Source organism: Methanosarcina sp. (assembly GCF_049706645.1).
GTDB lineage: Archaea > Halobacteriota > Methanosarcinia > Methanosarcinales > Methanosarcinaceae > Methanosarcina.
This window is the reverse complement of the sequence record NZ_JBNAKP010000001.1, coordinates 56,972-81,259: the sequence shown is the minus strand read 5'-3', so window position 1 is coordinate 81,259 and position 24,288 is coordinate 56,972. Positions and strand designations below refer to the sequence as shown.

The window sequence follows — 24,288 nt, the reverse complement described above, 5'->3', positions numbered from 1 at the left end:
TTCGGATTTTTCGAGCTTTTTGCAGGTTAATAAGCCGAAAAAGTGCTGGCAGAAAATCTTTCGGCCTTTTTCAGCAACTTATTCTATCATTTCAAATATTTGTTTTGCCTTTTAAGCTATTTTTGTCTTTTTCTACAATTTTCAAAACATCTACATTCGAAGCAGTTTGATTAAAAAACTGCTTGCTCACAAACGCAGTTTTCCTGGCTGCAGTTTCCATACAGAGCATGAGAATTTTTACGGCATCCTGAAAAGTGCTTTTTTTCGTCCAGTTGTCCTTGAAGCATTTATTGGCTACCTGCCTGCTTGCTAAAGTCGTTTCCGAGAACTACCAGATTGCTTCCCTTTGCATGAGAAGTTAAGGTTAACTCAGAGCCCCTGAGCTCGGCAAGTGCGTAGGTCCTATAAATATAAATCCCCACTCCTCTTTATGCTTGACCTTTTTACTTTTTAATTTAAACTCTCATTTACTTTTTCGCTGTAACATAATTGGACACTGCCTTGGTGCTACTGCCCTTAGCATTTTTTACTGTCAAACTGACAGTGTATTTTCCTGCTTTGCAGTACTTATGTACAGGGTTTTTGGCTGTTGAACACGTCCCGTCTCCGAAATTCCATTTCCAACAAGTAGGGCTGTTCTGGCTCTTGTCAGTAAACTGAACTTTTAGTGGAGCTTTTCCCGATCCTGGAGAGGCTGAGAATGCAGCAACAGGTAGCTTTCCGTTTTCTAGAGTAAGAGTATAGATACCACGATCTCCTTCCCTCTCAGAGTAAAAAGCAATTTTTTTGCCGTCAGGGCTCCACTCCGGGTATGAATCCTTTGCTGAATCTGTTGTTAACTGCACTTTGTTTTTCCCATCTGAATCCATAACCCATATATCTTCATTTCCACATTTATCGGATACATACACAATTTTTTTGCCATTTGGTGAAAAAATAGGAGAATAATCGTTTGCCGAATCTGATGTGAGTTGAGTTTTTCCGGTTCCATCAGTCTTTATGGTACAAATGTCTGAGTTTCCATTTTCATCGGAACAGTATACTATTTTTTTACCATCCGGAGACCATACTTCTGGTTGCCAAGACTGGGTTTGCTGGAATATGCTCCCATCAGTTAGTTTATAAGAGTCACCATTTTGATTCAAACTCTGGATGTATATTTCCTCTCGAAACTCTGGATCCCATTCCCAGTTCGTATATACCATCGTTGACTCATCAGGTGACACAGCAATTGCGCCATTACAATTACCACCATTACCAATTTCATTGTTGTTTGAGCCATCAGAATTAATTTCATAAAGCCAACCGAGATTATCAACGCCATTAATATAGGCTATTTTTGAACCTGAAGGAAACCAGCTGTATATATAGAAAAACAGATTATTTCCTGGACCTAATAATTGAGTGTTATCAGTTCCATCTGCGTTCATTAGCGATAAGTTATATGATCCAATTTCATCTGTAAATTGATAGTATGAGATCTTGCTTCCATCTGGAGACCATGTATAGCCGCCGTATGTATCGGATGCTAATTTCTTTTCTCCTGAACCATTAGAAAGTACTTTGTATAAATTTGCCCCATAATTCCCTGCACCCTTTGCGAAAAGGATTTCTTTACCATCTGGAGACCAAACGGGATTTGAGTTAGATGCAACATTGGATGCTACCTTTGTTAGCTTTCCAGCTCCTAAGGTATCAGCTACTGCAATATTTGACGCCATAACAACAAGAACAGTAAAAATTATTGACAAATAAATTACTCTTGGATTAATTTTCATTGTATTACCCCTCAATTCAACAAGTACAAATATTCTTATTTTTCATAGTCTCAGCACTGCATTTTTGTCTCAGTATTAGAATCAAACCTGTTTTAAGGCAGCATTTTGACTATGGGCTGATGTTTATTTATACACTGAGCTCATCCCAAAACTTAAAATTGGATCTCTAAGTCTCGAATTTTGAACTATCAATAGGGTTTCCTCATGGAAAATAATTCTGGAACTTTCATTGATTTAGAAAAAACCTGGTTTTGGGACGAGCTCACTAATAAATAAAATTTAAAAGCAGATGTTGCCATTAGTCTTTAAATTTTTTCATTTGTATCTAAACCTTTATAAAACAGAATAATATTATTTTATATCTCATAAAAGGCTTTAAGATACTCAAAATTTCACACAATGGAATATGTTAGTAAAAAACAGGAAATATATTACTTATTTTAATTTTTATACATGATTAGCGTATATTTAATACAGAACTATAAGAATTAGAATCTTTTGGAATATTTTAAACCTATCTAAAAATTTATTCTCTTCTGGGATTCTGGAACCAAAATACCATCACAATTCTTGGTCATATAGCCTGGCTACTTAAAACTGGTTTAATAGATTTTTAAAATTAATTAGTTTTTTAGCATTAAAGACGGATTTATAAAATCATATATAAACGCATTAATAATGACAATAAAGATAAAAAACACCGGAAGTCACAACCTTTTCCATTCTTTTATATCCTCTTCCACAACCTTCAAAACATCAACATTCGAAGCCGTCTGAATCAAATAAAATTGCTTGCTCACAGACGCAGTTTTCCTGGCTGCAGTTTCCACAGAGCATGAGAATTTTTACGGCATCCTGAATGGTTCTTTCCTTTTCCTAGTGTCCTTTAAAACTTACTAAACATCACTTTAACATTAAACTGATTTTTTTATTGACTGTTTGCTCATATTAATAAATGATAAGGTGCAATAATAAATTGGGGTGAATTATTGTGTATAAAAGCATGAAAATAGTGGGTTTAATCATTGCAACAACAGGGCTTGCTTATGCTGTAAAAAAGATCATGCATAAGAAGGAACAGCGTTCTGATTGGCATAAAATAAAAGTAGAAGAAAAAAAAACTGGTTCAAGGTATGGTTCTAATCCGGTCAAATATTAAATCGAATATATTTTATTTGCTTTTACTTTTTTAAGATCCATAAATTAGGCATTTAAACTTAAATTTCATAGAGAATGGTATTAATTAAAAAACAGTAAAAAACGAAAAAACTTTAGAAGACTGATTGTCTTTTCTCTATACTTTTTCAGCTTTATCCGTCCTCTTCCACAGCTTTCAAAACATCAACACTCGACATTGTCTGGATCAAATAAAACTGCTTACTCACATATGCAGTTTTCCTGGCTGCGGTTCCCATACTAAGCATGAGAATTTTTACGGCATCCTGAATAGTTCTTTTCTTTATACAGTTGTCCTTGAAGCATTTACTGTCTATCTGCTTCATCAAATGGTTTTGGCTTCCCCACCTGTGTAAAAGTGGAATATTCAGGCTCACTCAAGTTTGCTTCAGCCTTGGGCGCCTGCCGAATTATCGAGTGCTGGCACCTCGTTTCCTTTGAGTTTTACCTCTTTTCCTTTGATATTCCTTTTCTTCTTTTCTTCAAGTATTGGAAGGCATGCCACTACGCCGTCAAGTATGGCTTCAGGCCTTGGACAGCATCCGGGAACATACACATCTACGGGTATAACCTGATCCACTCCGCCTATTACATTATAGCAACCATGGAAGATCCCACCTGTAGATGCACAGGCACCGACTGCTAAAACAACTTTCGGATCAGGAATCTGATTATAAATGTTTTTAAGTACATTCACATTTTTGTAATTTACCGCGCCTGTAACCACCATTATATCTGCTTGCTTGGGTGTACCGATGTTTAAAACCCCAAATCTTTCAGCATCATATAAAGGAGTAAGACAGGCTACTACTTCAATATCACAGCCATTGCAGCTATTGCAATTTACGTGTATAATCCATGGAGATTTTGCCAATGACATAAACAGTCTCTTTTACGTTATTATTATATTTTATTATTATATTTATTATTATATTATTACTCTATTATAATGAACTAATTTTATATAAAGTTGATTATAAAATTGATTATAAAAATAGGCAAATCTCCAGATTGCTTTTTATGAGTAAGAGAGGACAAAAAAGATAAACGGCCTGGGATGTGTGCACTCTAAGAGATGGGCTAAGAGTGAACTATTACTGTGGGTCTTCTTAAATCAGGAGTATGAGACACTATCATGTTTAGCACTCTCAGAAAAGAAAGCAGTTACTGTTCAGGAGCTTCTGAAATGAACACAGAAAAGTAGCCTAAATGTTTTTATACTGATATTAAGCCTCTGGCAATAGCAATATCTAGAAAATTTCCTTCCCTGCTTTCTTCAGGGAGTAAGAGCAGAGGGATATATTTTAGTCATTTCCTCATCCTTAGCAGTACCTCAATATCACTCTCGGTTCTGTCAGCGTAAATTTTAGACTTTCTGTATTATATCCTCTTCTACAATCTTCAAAACATCAACATTCGATGTTGTCTGGATTAAATAGAACTGCTGGCTAACAGATGCGGTTTTCCTGGCTGCGGTTTCCATACAGAGCATGAGAATTTTTACGGCATCCTGAAAAGTGCTTTTTTTCGTCCAGTTGTCCTTGAAGCATTTATTGGCTACCTGCTTAGTAAATTCATTTCCGAGAACTATCAGGTTGCTTCCCTTTGCATGTGACGTTAAGGTTATCTCGGTATCAATGAGCTCGGCAATTGCATAGTTTCCGGCTGAAGCATAGAGTCTCCTTTTTTTGGTGACGCCGCCTTCGATTGAGGATACTTCCCCTATCAAAACGCCGTTTCTCTCCGAGATTTTGCTTTTGCAGTCCGTAACCGTTATGCTGACCCCGAATTCCCTGGCTTTTTTTGTGAGCTCGTCGTCCGTGACAATTGTCCCGCTGTAAAGCTCTTTTTCGAGCTTCTCCCTGTCCGGCTTATCTCCTTCAAATGTTATTTCCCGCAGGTCTCCAGTCATTACTGCACCGTTTTTCCCGATAAAAGCGATTACAAGGGTCATTTTTCAGGTTCCTGTGTTTTTATGTTTCTTGATTATTTCCTATCTCATGTTTTTATATATATTTCATTTACCTTAAGGAAATCAGAATATAGATCAGGATTGAGTTTCCATGCCATAAAAACCTATCAATTATATTCAGTATGAATCCTATGAAGGTCAACTCAATACGGTTTTAGAGAGCGTTTTCCAAAAAACCAAAATAGAACGACCGTAATAGTAGGATAGAGGAAATTATCAAGCGGACTAATTTATGATAATCAGTATTGATTTTTGCTCGTTCAAGCGGCTCTGAAGTTTTTATATTGATAGTATATTGATAGGAAATAAAGGAATTGTTCAGGGGGTAATTATGCTGTCCAATCCAAGAAGAATTAGAAAGGTAATAAAGAGTATGCCGACTATCGAAGGAGCAGGCGTACACATTAAGCGTGCTTTCGGGTTTCATCAGGTGCCTGAGCTTGATCCTTTTCTGCTTTTTGATGAGTTTCATTCCGTGAACCGGATGGAATATGAGAGCGGGTTTCCGCGGCACCCCCACAGGGGGATTGAAACTATAACGTATATTATTGAGGGAGGGATCAGGCATGAAGACAGCCTGGGAAATAAAGGTGTGATCGAAGCCGGAGACGTGCAGTGGATGACTGCAGGAAGCGGAATTGTCCATCAGGAAATGTCTGAGGGGGATGAAAAAGGGCACCTGTGGGGCTTTCAGCTCTGGGCGAACCTTCCGGCTTTGCACAAGATGATGAAGCCTCGCTACCAGGAAATCAAAAGCAGCAAAATACCCGAACTTCTAATGGAAAAAGGCCTGAAAGTGAGGATTATTTGTGGGGATGTGAATGGGGTTGAGGGACCTGTAAAAGAAATTGTTACCGATCCCGAATACCTGGACGTTACAGTGCCCCCGGAGGAGAAATTCTCTCACATAACGCCTCCGGGTTATACCGCCTTTGCATACGTAATCGAGGGAAAAGGGCATTTCGATGAAGGAAGAGAACTATGTGCTTTTGAGATTGAAGGCGGAAGATACCTCGATCCTGCCGAGCACTGTGCAATAGGCCCCGAATACCTGGTTCTGTATGGGGATGGGGATTCCATAGAGGTGACTGCCGGGGATAAAGGCGTGAGATTCCTGTTGATCTCCGGAAAACCCATAGGTGAGCCGGTCGCCTGGTATGGGCCGATCGTTATGAACACTCAGGAAGAGTTAAGGACAGCTTTTGAGGAATATCGGAAGAATATATTTATTAAATCTTAATTAACCGCCCAGTATTGATTTAACAGAAATTCTGCAATTATAAAGCCTTATAAGGCCTTAAATATTATAAAATATTAAATCGGCATAATTCAAAAAGTTACAGTTCCTGTGCCTGAAAAACACTGTTCTAGTTTCAGGCTTAAAAGGACCTGCAATCGGCTAAATATCCTGAGCTCAGTCTCAGGCTCTCGTTTTTTTATAATTACACCTGCGCCTCCGGAGCGCAATCACTTGTAAGAAAATTGCTGCTTCTGGCGAGTTATTCTGAACTTTAGGTTCAGAACTTTAGGTTCAGAATTTTATGTTGAGATTTTGCTGCTCTCTGAAACTTTTGCCAGAGAAAACTACGTTGTTATTTCTGATCTAAAATCCACTTTTAACTGGAAGTTTCTTTCAATAAGAAGCCTTAAATATTCGTATATGTTATCTATATCTAACTAAATGTTGGAAATATCGAATAATTTGTTGTAAATAATCAACAAAACCTTGCAAAAAGACTTTTGAAAATTAACCGTGAGATGGAAGCATGGAGAGAAAATACGTATACAGGCTTATTCTCGGTATAGCCATAATGGCTGCCGGAATCTTATCAGATATTTTTTCCAATATTGATGTTTTAATCCCGATTGTTCTTGTCAATATGGGGCTGATTATTTTCATTGCTACAGCTTTCAGGCTTTTCAGGCGTGGAGACCTTCCTGACAGGGACGAAAGGACAAAAAAACTGGCAGCTTACGGGATTACGTATTCCTGGCTGCTGACCCTTGTTGCTATCACGGTTCTTTTCTGGATTCAGTACTTCGGACTGGCCGAACTGACGGCAGACGGCGTGCTTGGTATACTTCTTTTCTTTATGATCATCTCTGCAAATGTTTTCAGGTGGTACTTCATGCGAAAAGGCGACATCGAGTAAGGCTTCCGGAGGACAAACCGTGAAAACAAGGATAAAGGAGTTCCGGGCCAGGCATGACCTTACTCAGGAAGCCCTTGCAAAAATGGTCGGAGTCAGGAGAGAAACCATAGTCTTCCTTGAAAAAGGAAAATACAACCCCTCGCTCAAGCTTGCCTATCGGATCTCAAGGTGCCTGGACACTACAATCGATGAATTATTTGTTTTTGAAGACTCGGATCTAGAATAAATTATTTGGAAACTTTTATACTAGGTTTCTTAATGAATTCTTAATTCATTAAAAGGCTTTTCATTTTTTTATTAAGCCATTTTATTTTCTTTTTTATTAGGTTCCCTGTATTCATATTTTTTGTTAAAGTTTATTTTTCAACTGTTTGTTTGCAAATTATAGTTCCCAATGACTTATTGCACATATTAAGGCTTGTATTTTCTTATTGCTAGGAGAGACAAATTTCTATTAACCAAAAGGTAACCCTTGGCAAGATTAGCTTTTTAATCAAATGTGAGAACAATTCAAGAGTGGTGAAAAGACTTTAGTTTGTCAAATTTAGGTATTTGGCAGATTCTATCAAAGAAGTTGCTAATAAAGTTGGATGGATTAAGAATAAGGAATATTACTGGCAAAACGACTGGAATACGCTCATAATAAAATGTTGTTAAATAGTGATTTGTCGCTCACAAGTCCTAGTTTCTAGATAGTGTAAAATGATCAGCTTAACAAATGACTTTTATAAGAACAATGAATGAAAATAATATCGCTATTTATTCAATTTTTTTTAGACGTACCATGCAAAAAATACTGAATATATTTATAAAGACGATATTAAATTCAAAATATTTATATATGTTTGAGTGTCATACTGTCTTTGCCGCTTAGGATTTACAGAAAATCAAACTTAGGTGAGACTAGATCAGCTTCTGTTTGTATTTAGTAAAAATACGAAATACAAGTAACGTGTTATTTTTGTAGTTTTTTATGTAAATTAATAGTTGAAAAATCGATGTGTTGTGCAGGTGTGAATAGCCAATTTTAGGTTAATAGATTCCCTAACCGAATACAAATTGATGTGTTTCATTTAGAAAACTAAGTATCGTTTTCTGTACTTCTTTGCGATAAAGAAACAGCAACCAATAAAAGAGTATAGGAAGTAAACAATGAATTCGAAAGAAATAAAAATAAAGGTTATTATGGTTAGCCTAATAACCATAATATTATTATCAACGACAGGAGTAGCGTGCGCACAGACTCCGTCTTATCCAGCTAATCAGTATATTAAAGATGTAGTTGTAGGAAGTGCTAGTGATCCGCTTAATTATGATAATGGAGGAGTTAGGTTATTATTAACTAGCTCTGGAGACTCCCTAGGAACATCATCTAGTGGCTCATATAAACTTGCTGGATGGGCAATCCAGTCATGGCAAAGTCAGACAGGAAAGTCATGGCCAACTAATTGGCGTTCCCAATCAAGCGTAGCCCTAGAAATTCGGGCTCATTGTCTATGGCCTTTTATTGATACCACAACGAGATATACAACCATCAGTTTCAGCGATCAGACATTTGATTAAATAAAACAACAGGAGGAATACAGTTTGTATTCCTCCTGTATTTAGTACCCAATCACTAAATTATTTAGAGAATATAAATACTCTTCTAACTAAATTTGGCAGCAAGTACCTCTCAACACATTTAAATTTTTAATTGAATTTTTTGACGATAATTCTAAAAATAAATTTCATGAGGGCCAGGTTTCTAACATTATGTTTTATCACTCTTGCTGACAATAAATATAAATTTAGGAATCAATTGTCAACATTAAGAATTAATGAAAATATAATTTTAGAAGTCTTGAGGACATTAATGGCAAAAATAAAAATAAATTTTATGTTTACTTGTCGAAGTGGAAGTAGTGTGCCAATTTTTCTTTATGATTACTAAAATAAAGAAATTATACTAAGAGTTCATCCCAAAACTCAAAATCGAGTTTCAGGATTCTCAAATCCCAAGCGATCGATTAAATCTCCGTCATGAATTTATTTTAAAATTTTTATTGATGTGAAAATTAAAAATATTTGTGGGGTGAGTTCACAGGCAAATGCATTTGCTTTTTACTCAATTAACGGAAACGATCTTATTGATTTTAAAGACAGTTCAAAGGCAGAAAGCATTTATGAGTTTCTTGAAAAAATAGTGAAAGAAACTAAAAGAGAAAGTATAGTACTTATCCTTGATAACTCAAAAACACATGTTCTTCTAAAACGATAGCCATGGAAGAAGAGTTGGAAATCAATATTGTGTTTTTACCACCTTATTCACCAAATATAAACTCTGTAGAATTGTCTGAAAATCAATAAAAAAAGAAGTATCTGTCAGCTGAATTAACCAAAAGAAAATTTGAAAAGTGTTGTCAAAAGGAATTCATGAAATTGAAAAACTCGTTATCATTTGCTAGGAAGTGGATAGAAAAATTCCACTCTCAGATTAAAAGTGTAATTAGTTGAGGGAATACTACAAATTCTTGTTTTAGCGCAAGCACGGAGAAAATAAACTTTTAAACAATTAATTATATTTGTATAAGTAAGTCATTCAGGAGAAAAATATGGAAAATACACTGATTGCCTTTCGGAACGTCTGGAAAACTTATCAGATGGGGGAAGTCCAGGTTAATGCCCTGAAAGCTGTGAGCGTGAAATTCAGGAGAGGAGAATTCGCCGCAATAATCGGCCCCTCCGGAAGCGGGAAATCAACAATGATGAACCTTGTAGGCTGCCTGGATATCCCTACAAAGGGCGAGATTTTCCTGAAAGGTCGCAATATAGCCTGGCTTGAGGAATCGGAGCTTGCTGCCCTGAGAGGCAGGACGATAGGGTTTGTTTTCCAGCAGTACAACCTGATTCCCGGCATGACGGCCCTCGAAAATGTACTTTTGCCCCTTGAAATTCAGGAAATTGAAGATGGGATCGCAGAAAAAAGGGCAAAGAAACTGCTTGCACTCGTAGGGCTTTCGGATAAAATCCAGCACAAGCCCTCCCAGCTTTCAGGCGGGCAGCAGCAAAGAGTCTCGATCGCAAGGGCCCTTGCCTGCAATCCCGAAATTATCCTCGCAGATGAGCCAACAGGTGCCCTGGACAGTGTAACGGGAAAAGAGCTGCTGGCAATGCTTCACCGGCTGTGGAAAGAAGAAGGTAAAACAATAGTCATGGTTACGCACGACCTGCACCTTGCAAGGTACGCAAGCAGGCATATAGAACTAAAGGATGGAAAAATCGTCAGGGATGGGGTTAATGAAGAAAAACTCGATCCTGAAACCCATCACTGTGTACCGGAGACCGAAACCTGAGGGAAGAACTATGAACACTTCAGGAAATTCTAGAAATTTTCAGAAAACTTCCACAGCGCTTTCGGAAAAATTTCTGAAATTTTTCGATCATATTCAGAACATTTTCAGAATTATTCAGATGAATTCAAGTTAAATTCAGACTAAATTCAAACCAGTTCAAATTGACTCAGATTATTTCAGATTAATTCAGTACTCAGATTAATTCAGATTGTTTCAGTACTTAGATCATATTCAAGCTTTATTCGGAACGTATGCGCCCGATGAAACCTTTTCGGACCGTCTTTAGATATATAAAATCAGTAAACTGAGGAATATAAATGGATCTTAAACTTACAGGTTTTATTTGCTTGCTTTTACTGCTCTCCTCATTCGTTCAGCCAGTCCTGGCTGAAGATACTCTTGAGGATGAAAGCACTTCCGATAAGAGTTTGGGCCTTGATAAGGGCTTAACTATCGACCTGCTCAACCAGAATCCTGATCCGGTAAAACCCGGGGATATTCTTGAAGTCAGGCTTTCGATCCAGAATACGGGATACAAGGATCTGGAGAACTGTGTGCTGGAAATCAGGCCCGAGTATCCTTTCAGGACTCTTGCCGGCGAGAAACCTGTACAGAACATAGGCACTCTAGGAAAACGTTCTGAAGACGACCGCATACGGGTAGTGAAATTCAAACTTGGAATTGAAAACAGCGTCAATGCAGGAAAATACCCTTTAAAGGTGTACCTTTATACAAACGGGAACAACAAGCTCTCTCTCACTAAGGAACTAAATATAGATATTGACAGCGAGTCAAACGCCGAAATCGAATATATAAGTGTTGAGAAAATGGTGCCAGGGGAGAAAACCAATCTTGTTTTCGGTATAAAAAATGTGGGAAATTCCCCCCTGAAAAACGCAATGTTTTCCTGGGAATGTGCTAATGATGTGATCCTGCCTGTGGGTTCCAGTAATGTCAAGCACATTAACTTGATCGACCTTGGAAACACTGCCAATGTCAGTTTCGAAGTCCTGACGAACGTCAATACAAAACCAGGCCTGTATAAGCTGGACATGGTGCTCACGTATGATGATATTGAAGAACTCAAGACTATCACGGAAGCGGGCACTGTAGAAAACCAGAAACGAAAAGAAATTAAAAGCAAGGCCGGAATCTACATCGGAGGCACCACGGAATTCGATATCGCATTTATGGAAAAAAGCCCTACAGGGGCTTATACCTTTTCGATTTCGAACATTGGAAACAATGGCGCAAATTCAGTCAAAGTCTCTGTGCCCTTACAGGCAAACTGGACTATCACGGACGGAGGTAATTCCGTAATTCTCGGGAACCTGCAAAAAGGGGATTATACAATTGCCGATTTCAACCTGAAGCCGGCAGAGATCGGGAAAGACCTGCCTATAAAATTTGAAATTAGCTATACCTCAAACGACGGGATCAGGCAGATCGAGCAAAAAGAACTATCCCTTTATTCCTCACCTTTTACCCCATCAGCCGAGCCTGGCATGCCAGAAGAGAGCGGTTCGGGCTCACTGAAATACAAAGCAGGATTCGCTATGCTTGCCTGTGTAGCGTGCGCGGTGGTTTATAAAAAACGTCAACAGAAAATAAAAGTAAAGAGTGCACAGGAAAAGGAACTTAACGAAGTGAATTCCGAGGACCCGGACAGGTAAATCGAAAGAACGCGGAAAATGGAGTCTGTGTTCCATGAAACCGGGAAAAATTTTAAAAATTGCCCTGAGTATGGTCAAAGCCAATAAGCTGAGGAGCTGGCTGACCATAATAGGAGTGATAATAGGCATTGCCTCGGTAATGGCGATTGTCACTACAGGCGAGTATTTCGAGAAAGAGGTAACTGAAACTCTGGAAGGCTTCGGGGGCGATACCATCACAATCGTAGCCTCAATTCCCTTCCAGATGACCGACGAAGAGTACATAATAGAGGAGTCGGAAGAGCTGGAAGGAAGTTCAGAGGATTCGGGAGGAAGCTCGGAAACGATTGGAGAAACCGAAGAGAGCGAAGAGGAAGCTGAGACTGATCCATCCTATTCTATAGAATTTGAAGCCATAGAAGAAGCCGAACTCACAAAGATGGATATATTTACCCTGCGCAGTATTCCGGCTATCGAATATATTAATGTCAATGTTGAACAGGATGCAGAACTGGAGTTTGGGGGTGAAAGTACCATTGTCTGGATCAAAGGCGTGGATCCTGGCGTATGGCCTGAGATCGCCAGAAAAGATCTGGAACAGGGCCGGATGTTAAAAGCCGGGGACAGGAATGTCGTAGTCCTTTCAAACGAGCTTGCAAAAGAGACCTTTGAGAAGGAAATAAGGCTCAACCAGATGATTTTGTTGAACGACAGGTCATACAGGGTAGTCGGAATTCTGGCAAAGAACAGCGGGCTTCTGGGAGGTCTTAACGGACTTTTCGGGAGCAGCATATATATGCCTTACCAGGACGTATATTCCCTTTCCAGCGACGAGGACCTTCCTGAGATAGAAAGGGATGTCTACAGTGCGATAGAAGTAAAACTTTACAAAGGAGCTGATTACGATTCTGCTCTGCAGGAAATCGAGAGTAAACTGAGGCTCTCAAGAAGAGTTAACGAAGATACCCAGGACTTCTATATTAATTCCGACAAAAAGGCGATAGAAAACGCCAGAAAACTGATTAACGGCCTTACCGCTTTCCTGGCGTTTATTGCAGGAATTTCTCTCCTTGTAGGTTCTACAGGGATTGCAAACACCATGTTCACATCTGTGCTCGAAAAGACTAAAGAGATCGGGATCATGAAAGCCATAGGGGCAAAAAACAGGGATATAATGCTGATCTTTCTTTGCAATTCCGCAATGATCAGCCTTGTAGGCGGAATCATAGGCATCCTCCTTGGCACAGCAGCAGTGCAGGCAGTGCTTTTATTCCTCTCAATTAAAATGGACGCTCCCTTCGAATTCGCCCTCAGCCTTAAAGCTACCTTTATAGCAACCTTTGTTTCCATAATCGTAGGTTTGATTGCAGGTCTCGTGCCTGCAAAGAATGCCTCGGAACTGAAACCTGTGGACGCATTGAGGTATGAATAAAACGCTAAAAAGGGCTTTTTCAGGAGTTAAACAGGTGAATTAAATAGAATAAAAAAATTGCATATGAAAATAGCATATAAAAATAGCATATGAAAATAGCATATAAAAAATGTACCGGTAATACCCTGGTAACTTTACCGGTACTGTTTACCCTTTTCTCTGCATCTTCATGGGCTTCTGGCCGGATAATATCTTAATAATTGTACTTTAATAATTGTACTGACTACGCTGTTAAAAAACGGAATGGAACGGCTTTAAATAATTTCTTTGCCCTAAGTACTGAAATGAAAAATCGAATTCAAAACCCCGATGCCGGAAGAACGGACCCCAGAGTAAACAAAGTGACCGGATTAAAGGATCCCGAACCTGTTATCGGAAAGCTTTATGGCTGTCTTTTTGCCTCGTACGGCCCCCAGGGCTGGTGGCCTTTAACCGAACTTCATAAAACAAGCGGGGCAAATCCCTCAAAGACCGGTTCTGTCCTGGGATACCATCCCGCCGACTACACCTATCCGCAAACCAGGAACCAGCAGTTTGAGATTATCTGCGGAGCCCTGCTCACCCAGAATACGAGCTGGATACAGGTTGAAAAAGCTCTCCTCAACCTTAAGCAGATAAATTCCCTTTCCCCTGAAGCGATTCTTTCCCTTGACCCGGAAATTCTGAAAGAAGCTATCAGGCCGGCAGGTTATTACAACCAGAAAGCGATGCGCCTGAAAACCCTTGCCGGCTGGTTTTCGGAGCTTGGGAACCGGGTTCCTGCGCGGGAAGAACTCCTTTCGTTAAAAGGCGTGGGCCCCGAAACCGCAGATTCGATCCTGCTGTACGCCTTCAAACAACTTTCCTTTGTTGTTGATGCCTATACTAAAAGAATAGTAACAAACCTCGGCCTTATTGATGAGAAAGCAAATTATAATGAAATCAAAGCCCTGTTTGAAGAAAATTTGCCTGAAGACCTGGCTGTGTACCAGGAGTATCATGCCCTGCTTGTGGAGCATGCCAAAAGATATTATAAGAAAAAAAGCAGCTATGCAAAATGTCCGCTTCTGGACATTATTCAGGATTAAAAAGGTTTTGGGGAAAAAGAATTTAGCTACCTGCGAAACTTCAAGCGAATTTATCGCTGTATGGAAATTTTCGCTGTATTTCGCCGTATATATTTCTTTATCCGATTTGAACACCTGGGTCGGCGTGCAAATACTTAACTAAGTGGCTAAATATCCGGTTAAACCCTTAGATACTCAGTCCGATTCATTATTTCTCAGTTAGTCCTTTATTTCGTCGTGCGGCGGTTTGTGATTTCTATTTCTTTCTGCTCGAAAGGCAGCAAGCTTCTTATAAAAGCTTTATTTCATACCAGTCCGAGAGTTCTGCATCAAGAACCCCTTCATGGACCATCTTCTCAATCTCGTTTTCTACCTGTCCGTAAGTGAACTTATAGTCATATGAGATTGCGGTGATGACATCGGGGCTATGGCAGAATCTGTTCGGGAACGCCTCATTAAATATTGCTACGTTCTTGAGAATCAAATTCCTCAGTTTTTCCATTCTTTATCACCTCTTTTTAATTGTATTTGATTTTCTGTCATCTTAGTTTCGATTGCTCTTCTCCTCGACATATTATATTTGTGTCCTAGATATATATAGATTTTCCTAATATTCTATATAGGAAGGGTATTTCCGGATGCCCGTATGGTAATATATATTTAATGTTGACAGGTTGCGATTTCAGAACTGAGTAATTTCAGAACTGAGTAATTTCAAAATCGGATTATTTCAGAATTGGGTTGTTTCAGCACTGAGTATCTGAGCGATAATAAAAATCAGGGTAAAAATAGAATCAGGGTAAAAATAAATCAGGACAAAAATAAATCAGGACAAAAAATAGGATAAAGTAAGAAATCAAGATAAAAATCAAGATGATATACTATAAAAAGTAATATAAACCAGAGCTATATGTATGGGATGAGAAAGGGACAGACAGAAATTACAACTTAATTTGCCTGATTAATAGCCAGGATAATATCTGGCTTCGAAATTCAAGGTTTTAGAAATCTAGGCATTTCTGACTTTTAAGCCTTATCTCCGGAATTTGTGCGGGTTTAAAAGGGTAAAGCCTGAAGAGAAAACGAAGGAGAATAGAAGTGGAAAGATTTGTTTCTCAGAGCCCTGATCCTGCACTGAGGATCGGAAGGGATGGAAGGGTTATCTATTCGAATAGGGCAGGTGAGCTCTTCCTTCACGAGTGGAGCATAACGGTAGGAGGAAAAGTGCCCTTATCCATTGGAAACTTCGTGAAGAGAGTGATTTCCCTAAGTAATCCCGAAAAAACGGAAATCAAGGTCGGAAAAAAAGTTTATCTTATCTCGTTTCACCCTCTCGAGCGAGAGGAACAGGTAAATGTTTACGGGTTTGACATAACCAATCATAAAAAACTGGAAGAAAAGCTTCGGATTAAAGAGCGACAGAACGATGCCCTCCATAAAATGGGGAGGATGGCTCTCAGATGCGAAAACTTGCAGGCTTTCATGGACGAAAGTACAAAGCTGGTTGCAAGGACTCTTGATATTGAATATAGTAAAATTCTGGAGCGTCTGCCTGATGGAAACTTCCTGCTCAGGGCAGGAACAGGCTGGAAGCCAGGCCTTGTGGGAAAAGCCGTTGTCAACGGGAGTAAAGGATACCAGGCAGGGTACACCTTATTTTCAAAGTTCCCGCTAATCGTAAGGGATTTCAAAAAGGAAGAACGTTTTAGTGCTCCAACTCTCCTGAGAGAGCATGACGTAGCCAGCGGGATAAGTGTTGTTATAGGGAAAATGGAAAAACCCTTTGGCATTTTGAGCGCGCACTCAAAAAAGCCGAGAAGATTTACCGCAGATGATACCTATTTCCTTAACTCGGTAGCTTTTCTCATCTCAGAAGTAATCGAACGCAGGCGTGCTGAAGACGAACTGCGCCAGTACAAGGAGCAACTTGAGGAACTGGTTAAACAGAGAACTTCCGAACTTATAAAAACGAATGAGAGGCTTACCGAGGAGATTGCAGGGCGCAAGCAGCTGGAAGAAACCCTTCAGAATAATGTATATTTTCTGGAGACCTTCCTTGATGCCATACCTTCCCCGGTCTTTTACAGGAACCTCGAGGGGATCTACCAGGGCTGCAACAAAATCTTTGCCAGACATATACTTGGTCTTTCCAAGGAAAAAGTAATAGGACACTCCATGTTTGAGTTCAGGGAGCAGTTTTCGGACGAAACTATCAAGGCTTCTACTTTTTATGACAGGGTGCTTCTTGATGAAGGCAAAAGCATACCTCATGAATTGAAGATCAAGTGTGCCATAGATGGAAAAGAAAGGAATTTTCTTGCCCACAAGGCTACTTACAGCAGTATTTCCGGAGAGGTAATCGGGATTGTAGGTGTAATGCTTGATATTACCGAACGTAAAAAAGCCGAGCAGGCCCTTCTGAAAACCGAGGAAATCCGGAAAAAGGAGATTCATCATAGAATCAAGAACAATCTGCAGGTTATCTCATCCCTCCTGAGCCTCCAGGCCGAGTATTTCAGCGACAGGAAGGTAAGGGAATCCTTCCAGGACAGCCAGAACCGGGTTATATCAATGTCTCTAATTCACGAAGAGCTTTATAAAACCGGAGAAACCGGGGATTTTGAGACCTTTGATTTTAAGGCGTACCTCCAGAAACTTGCAAATGAACTTTTCAGGTCATATGTGGTAGGCAACCAGGATATTCACTTAAAACTGGACCTTGAAAGCATTTTTCTCGGAATGGACACCGGAATCCCACTGGGGATCGTTATTAACGAACTTGTATCCAACTCTTTAAAACATGCTTTTCCCGCAGGAAAAGGAGGAGAAATCCAGGTCAGGCTCCACAGGATAGGCAGCGGCAAAATCATGAGTGAAAACAAAGGCAAGGGAAGGCGTGGAACTTCTGAATTTATACTGATTGTCTCGGATAACGGAGTAGGGCTTTCAGAAAAAATTGATTTCAGGCATACCCCTTCTCTCGGGCTTCAACTTGTAAATATACTTGTGGAACAGATCGAAGGCAGCATTGAGCTTGCAAGAGGAGCAGGGACCGAGTTCAGGATAAAATTCAGGGAAGATGCCTGCGAGGTATAAAAACAGATGAAAGAGATATGAGATTTCTTAGCAGCAACGCTCCTGAGCATACACGCTGGTTTATGGAAATCGTGAACTACATTATCTTATAATTTGTATCGCCTCAACCAGATCTTCGGCATCATTTCCCTTTTTGATTTCTCAATGAGATAATTCTGCCCGGTCTGCAGATATGAAGGAAAAACCCGCCTGTCCTGATAATAAAATTGATTTTTCCGGATTTTGTATGTCGAGCCGGCAGGTATCGTATTTTTTCCGGTCTGACTCTTGCTGAGATAGTTGAAGACCTTTATCGCAACGTCTCCCATTAACAAATAAACTTCAATATTGGGAAACAGAGCAAGTTCTTTTTCGAGGATTGCTGAACAGTTTTTGATTGTTGCAGCCGAAACCTCATACCGAGTCTTTGGGCATTTAATTGCAGTCGTGAGATAGAAACCGAGATCAAGAATCTCCTGCATTTTATTTACCGGCGTACCTGCATCATGGAACGCATTTATTGTCGTTTGCAGGTAAAACGGCGCTCCGTGCGCATAAAAATAGTCCTTCGGGTATTCAGGCGGGGCTTCGGAAATCATAATCGCTTTAACTTTTCCGGGGTCCAGATCCACAGCAGGTACAAGATATCCATTCTTATTGATGTCGGAACAGGGAAATTCCTTACATTCGATACAATCAGCAGGCTTCATCAGAATTCACCTCGATTTGCCCCGCGTGAGAAATGATAAGTGGACAGTATAGTATGGATAGGGGCGCAGGAATACTGGTATTTAATATGTTTCTGCAGGTATGTTAAATTTAGGGCGTTCGCATACCGGATTTTTGCATGCCGGACTCGACCCTGAGAGGATTTCATAAAGTGCAGGAATTTTAGAAGGACCCGGTTTTAATACCAGCTTTCCTATATCCGGCCCCAGCCGACCTGTAAGATTCGGGGCTTTAAGAGTTCAGAATAAATCGACAGCATCGCCAAGTGAAACCGATGGTAAAATAAGAGCTGAAACTAATATAATTAGAAGTTAAAACCAGACAAGAGTTATTAAGAGTGTTTTTAAAAACAGATTTGTTAAGAACCTTTTAGATTTTTAAAGTGATCCATAAGGCCTGGTCCAATTTTAATGTAGTTTAGTTCTGTACTCAGTTAAGTTACTACTTATTTAAGTCATTACTCAGTTAAGTTATCTTAGTTAAGTTACTACTTATTTAAGTTACCTTAGTCAAGTTACTACTTATTTAAGTTACATATCTTCTTTGTACGTCTTCTTTATACACCGGGACTGACCCTATGGACCAATTATAACTATGTAAGTAATGGTATAATAAAACTATGAAAGAAATCTATTTTTTAGCAGTACTGCGAAAAAATGCAAGCTAATTCGAGGTTTCAGTTCAGGTTGCGAACAGGGTACTGGAAGGTCAGGGGAAGGTCACGTGCAGGCTATTGAGGTGTACAGACAAATCTGGCAAAGCCCTTAATTGCTCTTATAAACGGCAGACCTGCCTGAGAAAAGTGAAACAATTCCCTGACCTGGGCTGCCAGCCAGGTTTATTCAGGCGTTAACACATTCCCAGGGCTGTAAAGAGCTTCTTTAAATCGGCCTTTGAGCTCTCAACAAAAACTCCTCTCGTTCCCGAGATCATCACGGTCCAATCCCCGCCGCTGTACATCCAGTTATGCTGGGGCACCCAATTCATCTTATAAAGCTGCGTGTATGCACTGGCCAGAGCATCGAACATCATGTTCACGGTTCCGCAGAATTTGGCGGTCATCTCGGCCATCTCTTTAGGCATCTCATCTCTGGATTTATACTCAACAAGCTTTCCCTCGGGACTGAAAATCCCGGCTGCCATTACCCCATCAAATTTCAAAAGCTCATCTATTGATAGATTACACTCTTTTCCGTTCATATATTTCCCCCAGCTAAGTTTCGGTATATCCCGGTGAACTGTTCGCTAAATCGAAGGATTTTCCGGGCTTCCGGCTTGATTCTTAGAATTGTCCTTTACAAATCCACAGGCTTTTCCCCGTGCCTGTGACGAAATGAATTCAACTAAACTATGGTTCCTTCAAGCCTGATTTTTGCATAAAGGAATGAAAAGGGATTGGTACGATATTATATAAAAATATCAAATTAAAAAAAGAAAATTGGAAACTCAAAATCAAATTCAGTTCTCTTTTCTTCTCTTTTTTACCGTGTTACTTTTCTTGATTATCTACTCTCAGGCCCGAGATATCGAAGTAAAAAAAGCTTTTATACTTCTCACGCACACAGAAATCTCATGAAAACATGGCCTGTGAATACAACGGCTCCAGAAAATACATTGCCGGAAAAGGCAGATCTGGAAAACATAGGCCTCAGGAAATTTCAGGTCCCGCAAAAAGGCGAAGCCGGTTCCTTCTGGGAAGATAGGGGCGACCGATATCATTGTGGGGTTGATCTTTATGCTCCTGAAAATACTGAAGTCGTTTCGGTTGAAGGGGGAATTGTCGCACAGACCGGGTTGATGACCTCACCTGAGATTCTGCCTTACTGGAACCAGACTTACTATGTGATTATCGAACAGAGCAAGGGGCTGTTCTGCAAATACGGCGAGCTTGCAGGCTTTACCGTGAAAGAAGGAAACGAAATCGAACCCGGCCAGCTAATAGGGCATGTTGGTATGGTCCTGAACTCCGGTAAAATCGATGGATCCTGCCCCTTTTATATCAGGAAGTTAAAAAATAAGAATCCGAGCATGCTTCATTTTGAGCTCTGGAAAAACCAGCCCATTACCAGTCACAGGAATTATCTGGGAGGCAACTGGTTTGGCGAAGAGAAGCCTGAAAACCTGATCGATCCTACGGGCTACCTTGAAAGACTATTATACGTGTAACTACTATGTGTAATATCTACAATCTCATACCCGACAACATTATCTGTGCCCTTATATAAAAGAAAGCTAAATTTTCTTCAGGCAAGTGTGCAGGAAAAACTTGCAGCTTGCTGACGCCTTAACTATCTGGCTGGTGTTTTATGGAAAATACGGAATATGAAGCATCTGCAATCGATAAAAAAATAAAGCACTTTGAGAAAACTCCGGTAATCAAAAACTATTACCTTGTCCTGGGTGGGGGAAAAATCGGCACTGATTTCCTTCAATATGCCCGAAAAAATAAGTTTCCCTTTGTGCTCGTTATCGACAGGGACGAAAATGCGCCTGCTTCAAGGAAGGCAGACATAATCAAAACTGAGGATGAGCTGGTAAATCTCCTGAAAAGTAAGGCTTCAGCGCCACTTCAGGAGGAAGCATCAGGATCCCCCGGAGAAGCAGGTGAAAACGAAAGAGAAAATACCCAGCCTCACGTCTACTTTTATGAAATGGGTCTGGATAGCATTCCTTTTCTTCTAGGCCTTGGCATCCCTGAGTACATTATCCCTGCCGTTCCCTGCCACGCGGTTGCATACATCCTTTCCGACCTTCTGGAATTTCCTCTTGAACTTGGGAAAAACGAAAAGCCGGAGGAAATCCCGAACGAAAACCAGAAGGAAACTCGTCCTGTAGCTGAGCTTTTTATCAGGCCTGAAGACGAAAGGCTCGTGGCTTTTTTCGAAAAGCTTGCAGCTTCCTTTCCTGAGGATGTAATTGCAGGGCGTTACCCTGAACATGGCATGCTGTTTTTCTCTTACGCCAGGGAAGGAGAGATCTGCCCTGACGGCTGCCCTGGCCCAAGAGACCGCTGCCCTACCTTTGGGCGGAAAAAGCCTGAAACCATTACTGAATACGCGGAGAAACTTCTTCGAAACCTTCCAGGCTGGGTCTTTGAGAGCCACCAGATGAAGCCGGGTACGGGAGGACTTAAAGGAAGAGAATTCAAGCAGAACCTGCTGGAGATCCTCGAGTTTTTAAAAGTGCTTAAAGAAAAAAAGAGCTGTGAAAGACTTGAAAGCGTTGAAGACAGGACTTTTTTCATCGCTACTACCTGCACATGCCACGGGGTACTGAACCTGTTCTATGCTAAATGACAAACTCCGAAATAAGGTAAGCCAAAAATAGATCTGCCATTAAACCGATATATAAATGGGGACTGTACGGAGGGCACTGTATGGATGCATTTGTGGGTACAAGCGGCTGGTACTATGACTGGAACAAAAAGAAAAACCTTGATTGGTTTATCCAGAATTCCGGCCTGAATAGTGTCGAACTTAATGCCAGTTTTTATAGATTTCCCTCGCCTGGCCAGATTGAAGGCTGGAACAGGAAAGGGACAGAGCTCAGGTGGAGCATAAAGGTACACCGGTCTATAACCCACTGGCGCCAGCTCAGTGAAAGTTCCGTTGAAATCTGGGAAAATTTCCGGGAGCTTTTTGAACCCATGGATCACCTCGTTGATTTTTACCTCTTTCAGGTGCCTCCGAACTTCGATGATATCGCAAGGGTACTCAGGTTTGCAGAAGCTGCAAAGCTTGGGGAAAGGTTTGCCCTGGAGATCAGGAATAAAGAGCTGCTGGGGAATGATGAGGCATGTGCAGAACTTATGGAAAAGGTGACCCTTGTGTCCGTAGACTCGCCGGATTACAGTAACCGCATCTTCCCCGGTAAAACCGTGTATATGAGGATGCATGGGAGAGAAGGCTGGTATAGTTATGATTACTCCCGGGCAGAAATTAGCGAAACTATCAGGAAAATGCATGAATTCGGGCCTGAGAAAATCTACATCTATTTCAATAACAATCATAATATGCTGGAAAATGCAAGAATGGCATTAGAAGCCTTTTCTGGTTTGTAAACCCTGATTCTTTTCCTTAATTCCCAAAAAGCTCCATTTTAAGGAGAGAGAAAATGGAATACAATGGCGCTAGTTCTCATTTTTCTTCACAACTGAAGGAACTATTTTTCAATTGTTAACATTTATTATGAATAAATTATTATATTAAGAGGTGTATTCAAAGTTTAATACGGAGATTCTGAGGAGTTAAAATCAGGTGCCTCAAAATCAAACACGAATTTTTCAAAATCCAACCAACAAAGAAACCATTTTACCCGGAATTCCCTATATATAAAAGAAGTGAAATATATGTTCTGGAGTAAGGACGATATAGTTGAAAGGCTGAGCAAAATCCCTAGAACCCTGGAAGACATCTCAATAGAAGTTTTTGAAGGTGTACCCCCAACTAACGATTTTTTGCAAAAGGCTGGCCTTTCGAGAGAGAACTGCACAGATGCATCCTACGTCTGCAGAGACTCGCACACGAATGTGAGCATAGAACAGGTAAGCATAGAAAAGGAACTCATGTACCCTTATGTAGACGGTTCCGTTTCGAATGAATTTGCGGTTCAGTCAACTCAGTACCGGTTTATGCTGCCTTATGAAATCCTAGACAACAACATAAGGAAAGAATACAGGATATTTCAGCCTGAGGAACTGAAAGCGAAGTTTCCTGTAGCTTATAAACAGCTAATGGAAATTAAACAGCAATCTGAGACCGAAAAACCGGAATTCGATTCGGCCGATTACCGCCTCGAAAACGAAAGCTTCCTGCGGTATATTAATACACCCAAAATTATCATAACCAGTAACTCCCGCATGCAGGCTTCGTACGATCCGACCGGAAAGCACGTTTTTGCAAGTGGAGTAGGAGTCGTACTCGGAGACCCCACACTCTACCACTACGTTACGGCGGTACTCAACTCTTCGATAGCAAGGGCTTTTCCTGAGATCTGGAGCCGCAAAGGGGTAGAGAATACCGGCAGCCTGAACTCACAGATGCTGAAAAGGTTCCCAATTACGTTCCCTAGAAAAGAGATTACCGAGAATGTTATAAGCGCAATCTCCCGTTACCTGATTTACCTCAACAGACAAAAACAGATGGCAAAAGCCTATGCCATACCAGGTTACCAGGAACTCATTGATTTCTACAAGAGAATTTCAGATCTTCTGATTCTGGACACCTACATTACAAACGATCTTGACCCGAAGCTTCTTGAGATTCTTGCAGAAAACATCACGGCATCTGATGGAGGATTTGAATACAGCGACGACATAAATCTCCTGATCGGATTGCAGGAAATAAAGAAGAACATCCTGAGTTCTCCGGACTTCGGGAAGTGCAGGTTCAGCAACGAGTTCACAAATATTCTGGCAACTCTTAAAAACAGTCTTGTCTGGTAAGAGGAAAAATTTCAGCCAGCACCTATTTTTAATTTCTTTCCCGGATGTCGATTTTTTATTTTCCGGTACCCTGACTTTTTATTTTCCTGCGTCTGATTTTTTACTTTCCTTTTCTGATCTTTATTTCGATTATTCTTACTTCTCTTTTCCGGATACCCGACTTAAGTCCCAATTCTGTAAATTGAACTGCTGCTGTGCATAAGCACATGGTACGCTTACTGACCTCACATCTGTAGCAAATCCTCTAAATCGGAATTATATTAGTTTTTGTTAAACGGTCTGATATCTTATTACGTATTTATTTCTCTCTCTTGCAGTTGATTCATACAGATTTTCTACAAAGAATCTTATTTACATTTTTGCATTAGAAGTTACTCTACTGTAAAACATCTCTAACTCATAAAGGTACTTACCATATAAAATTATTTTATAAGTTTGCTTTTATATATAAGAACTAAAAGAAAAAAATTAAGTATTATGCTGAAACCTGAGTAACT

The 24,288-nt window shown here is 40.1% G+C and carries 22 protein-coding genes; 14 read left to right on the top strand and 8 right to left on the bottom strand.

Features of this window, described 5'->3' with window-relative positions; all coding sequences use genetic code 11:
• Window positions 1-91: 91 nt before the first annotated feature.
• The gene (locus ACPK8D_RS00365; protein WP_424715858.1) at window positions 92-220 is read right to left on the bottom strand and encodes a hypothetical protein; all 129 of its coding nucleotides are present in this window, start codon (window positions 218-220) and stop codon (window positions 92-94) included.
• Window positions 221-467: 247 nt separating this feature from the next.
• On the bottom strand, window positions 468-1,778 hold the full coding sequence (locus ACPK8D_RS00360; RefSeq protein ID WP_424715857.1) for a PKD domain-containing protein: 1,311 nt from the start codon (window positions 1,776-1,778) through the stop codon (window positions 468-470).
• 991 nt (window positions 1,779-2,769) lie between these two features.
• On the opposite strand from ACPK8D_RS00360, the gene ACPK8D_RS00355 reads away from it, so the two are divergent.
• Window positions 2,770-2,937: a hypothetical protein gene (locus ACPK8D_RS00355; protein WP_424715856.1), complete on the top strand. Its 168-nt coding sequence runs from the start codon at window positions 2,770-2,772 to the stop codon at window positions 2,935-2,937.
• A gap of 151 nt (window positions 2,938-3,088) precedes the next feature.
• Here the strand turns inward: ACPK8D_RS00355 and ACPK8D_RS00350 are convergent, their stop codons facing one another.
• The 3 genes from ACPK8D_RS00350 to ACPK8D_RS00340 form a co-directional block, all read right to left on the bottom strand.
• Entirely contained in the window at window positions 3,089-3,280 is a 192-nt protein-coding gene (locus tag ACPK8D_RS00350; RefSeq protein ID WP_424715855.1) for a hypothetical protein, read from the bottom strand.
• Window positions 3,281-3,342: 62 nt separating this feature from the next.
• A complete protein-coding gene (locus ACPK8D_RS00345) occupies window positions 3,343-3,834 on the bottom strand; it encodes an NADH-quinone oxidoreductase subunit B family protein (protein ID WP_424715854.1) in 492 nt (163 codons plus the stop codon).
• Window positions 3,835-4,320: 486 nt separating this feature from the next.
• On the bottom strand, window positions 4,321-4,908 hold the full coding sequence (locus tag ACPK8D_RS00340; RefSeq protein ID WP_424715853.1) for a DUF2121 domain-containing protein: 588 nt from the start codon (window positions 4,906-4,908) through the stop codon (window positions 4,321-4,323).
• 349 nt (window positions 4,909-5,257) lie between these two features.
• Here ACPK8D_RS00340 and ACPK8D_RS00335 point away from each other — a divergent pair, with 349 nt between their 5' ends.
• From ACPK8D_RS00335 to ACPK8D_RS00300, 8 genes are all read left to right on the top strand, one after another.
• Entirely contained in the window at window positions 5,258-6,166 is a 909-nt protein-coding gene (locus ACPK8D_RS00335; RefSeq protein ID WP_424715852.1) for a pirin family protein, read from the top strand.
• Window positions 6,167-6,692: 526 nt separating this feature from the next.
• On the top strand, window positions 6,693-7,079 hold the full coding sequence (locus tag ACPK8D_RS00330; RefSeq protein WP_424715851.1) for a hypothetical protein: 387 nt from the start codon (window positions 6,693-6,695) through the stop codon (window positions 7,077-7,079).
• A 19-nt stretch (window positions 7,080-7,098) separates the two neighbouring features.
• Window positions 7,099-7,305, top strand: a complete 207-nt coding sequence (locus tag ACPK8D_RS00325; protein WP_424715850.1) for a helix-turn-helix transcriptional regulator — start codon at window positions 7,099-7,101, stop codon at window positions 7,303-7,305.
• A gap of 1,824 nt (window positions 7,306-9,129) precedes the next feature.
• Complete coding sequence (locus ACPK8D_RS00320) at window positions 9,130-9,339, top strand: hypothetical protein (RefSeq protein ID WP_424715849.1); 210 nt, start codon at window positions 9,130-9,132, stop codon at window positions 9,337-9,339.
• Between the two features lie 334 nt (window positions 9,340-9,673).
• Complete coding sequence (locus ACPK8D_RS00315) at window positions 9,674-10,414, top strand: ABC transporter ATP-binding protein (RefSeq protein WP_424715848.1); 741 nt, start codon at window positions 9,674-9,676, stop codon at window positions 10,412-10,414.
• A gap of 317 nt (window positions 10,415-10,731) precedes the next feature.
• Complete coding sequence (locus ACPK8D_RS00310) at window positions 10,732-12,087, top strand: COG1361 S-layer family protein (RefSeq protein ID WP_424715846.1); 1,356 nt, start codon at window positions 10,732-10,734, stop codon at window positions 12,085-12,087.
• Window positions 12,088-12,121: 34 nt separating this feature from the next.
• Window positions 12,122-13,498, top strand: a complete 1,377-nt coding sequence (locus ACPK8D_RS00305; protein WP_424715845.1) for an ABC transporter permease — start codon at window positions 12,122-12,124, stop codon at window positions 13,496-13,498.
• Window positions 13,499-13,782: 284 nt separating this feature from the next.
• Complete coding sequence (locus ACPK8D_RS00300; protein ID WP_424715844.1) at window positions 13,783-14,565, top strand: endonuclease III domain-containing protein; 783 nt, start codon at window positions 13,783-13,785, stop codon at window positions 14,563-14,565.
• A 268-nt stretch (window positions 14,566-14,833) separates the two neighbouring features.
• On the opposite strand, the gene ACPK8D_RS00295 is transcribed toward ACPK8D_RS00300, so the two are convergent.
• On the bottom strand, window positions 14,834-15,046 hold the full coding sequence (locus tag ACPK8D_RS00295; RefSeq protein WP_424715843.1) for a hypothetical protein: 213 nt from the start codon (window positions 15,044-15,046) through the stop codon (window positions 14,834-14,836).
• Window positions 15,047-15,642: 596 nt separating this feature from the next.
• Between ACPK8D_RS00295 and ACPK8D_RS00290 the strand changes: the two genes are divergently transcribed.
• Window positions 15,643-17,640 carry a histidine kinase dimerization/phosphoacceptor domain -containing protein gene (locus ACPK8D_RS00290; RefSeq protein ID WP_424715842.1) on the top strand — a complete coding sequence of 666 codons (1,998 nt, stop codon included), beginning with the start codon at window positions 15,643-15,645 and terminating at the stop codon, window positions 17,638-17,640.
• An 86-nt stretch (window positions 17,641-17,726) separates the two neighbouring features.
• Here ACPK8D_RS00290 and ACPK8D_RS00285 read toward each other — a convergent pair whose 3' ends face one another.
• Window positions 17,727-18,329 (bottom strand): uracil-DNA glycosylase family protein, encoded by a 603-nt coding sequence (locus ACPK8D_RS00285; protein ID WP_424715841.1) that lies wholly within the window; start codon window positions 18,327-18,329, stop codon window positions 17,727-17,729.
• Between the two features lie 868 nt (window positions 18,330-19,197).
• The gene (locus tag ACPK8D_RS00280) at window positions 19,198-19,548 is read right to left on the bottom strand and encodes a DUF2173 family protein (protein ID WP_424715840.1); all 351 of its coding nucleotides are present in this window, start codon (window positions 19,546-19,548) and stop codon (window positions 19,198-19,200) included.
• 372 nt (window positions 19,549-19,920) lie between these two features.
• Here ACPK8D_RS00280 and ACPK8D_RS00275 point away from each other — a divergent pair, with 372 nt between their 5' ends.
• From ACPK8D_RS00275 to ACPK8D_RS00260, 4 genes are all read left to right on the top strand, one after another.
• Window positions 19,921-20,514, top strand: a complete 594-nt coding sequence (locus tag ACPK8D_RS00275; protein WP_424715839.1) for a M23 family metallopeptidase — start codon at window positions 19,921-19,923, stop codon at window positions 20,512-20,514.
• Between the two features lie 140 nt (window positions 20,515-20,654).
• On the top strand, window positions 20,655-21,644 hold the full coding sequence (locus ACPK8D_RS00270; RefSeq protein ID WP_424715838.1) for a hypothetical protein: 990 nt from the start codon (window positions 20,655-20,657) through the stop codon (window positions 21,642-21,644).
• 80 nt (window positions 21,645-21,724) lie between these two features.
• On the top strand, window positions 21,725-22,408 hold the full coding sequence (locus ACPK8D_RS00265; RefSeq protein WP_424715837.1) for a DUF72 domain-containing protein: 684 nt from the start codon (window positions 21,725-21,727) through the stop codon (window positions 22,406-22,408).
• A 288-nt stretch (window positions 22,409-22,696) separates the two neighbouring features.
• Window positions 22,697-23,791 carry a hypothetical protein gene (locus ACPK8D_RS00260; RefSeq protein WP_424715836.1) on the top strand — a complete coding sequence of 365 codons (1,095 nt, stop codon included), beginning with the start codon at window positions 22,697-22,699 and terminating at the stop codon, window positions 23,789-23,791.
• The last annotated feature ends 497 nt before the right edge of the window (window positions 23,792-24,288 follow it).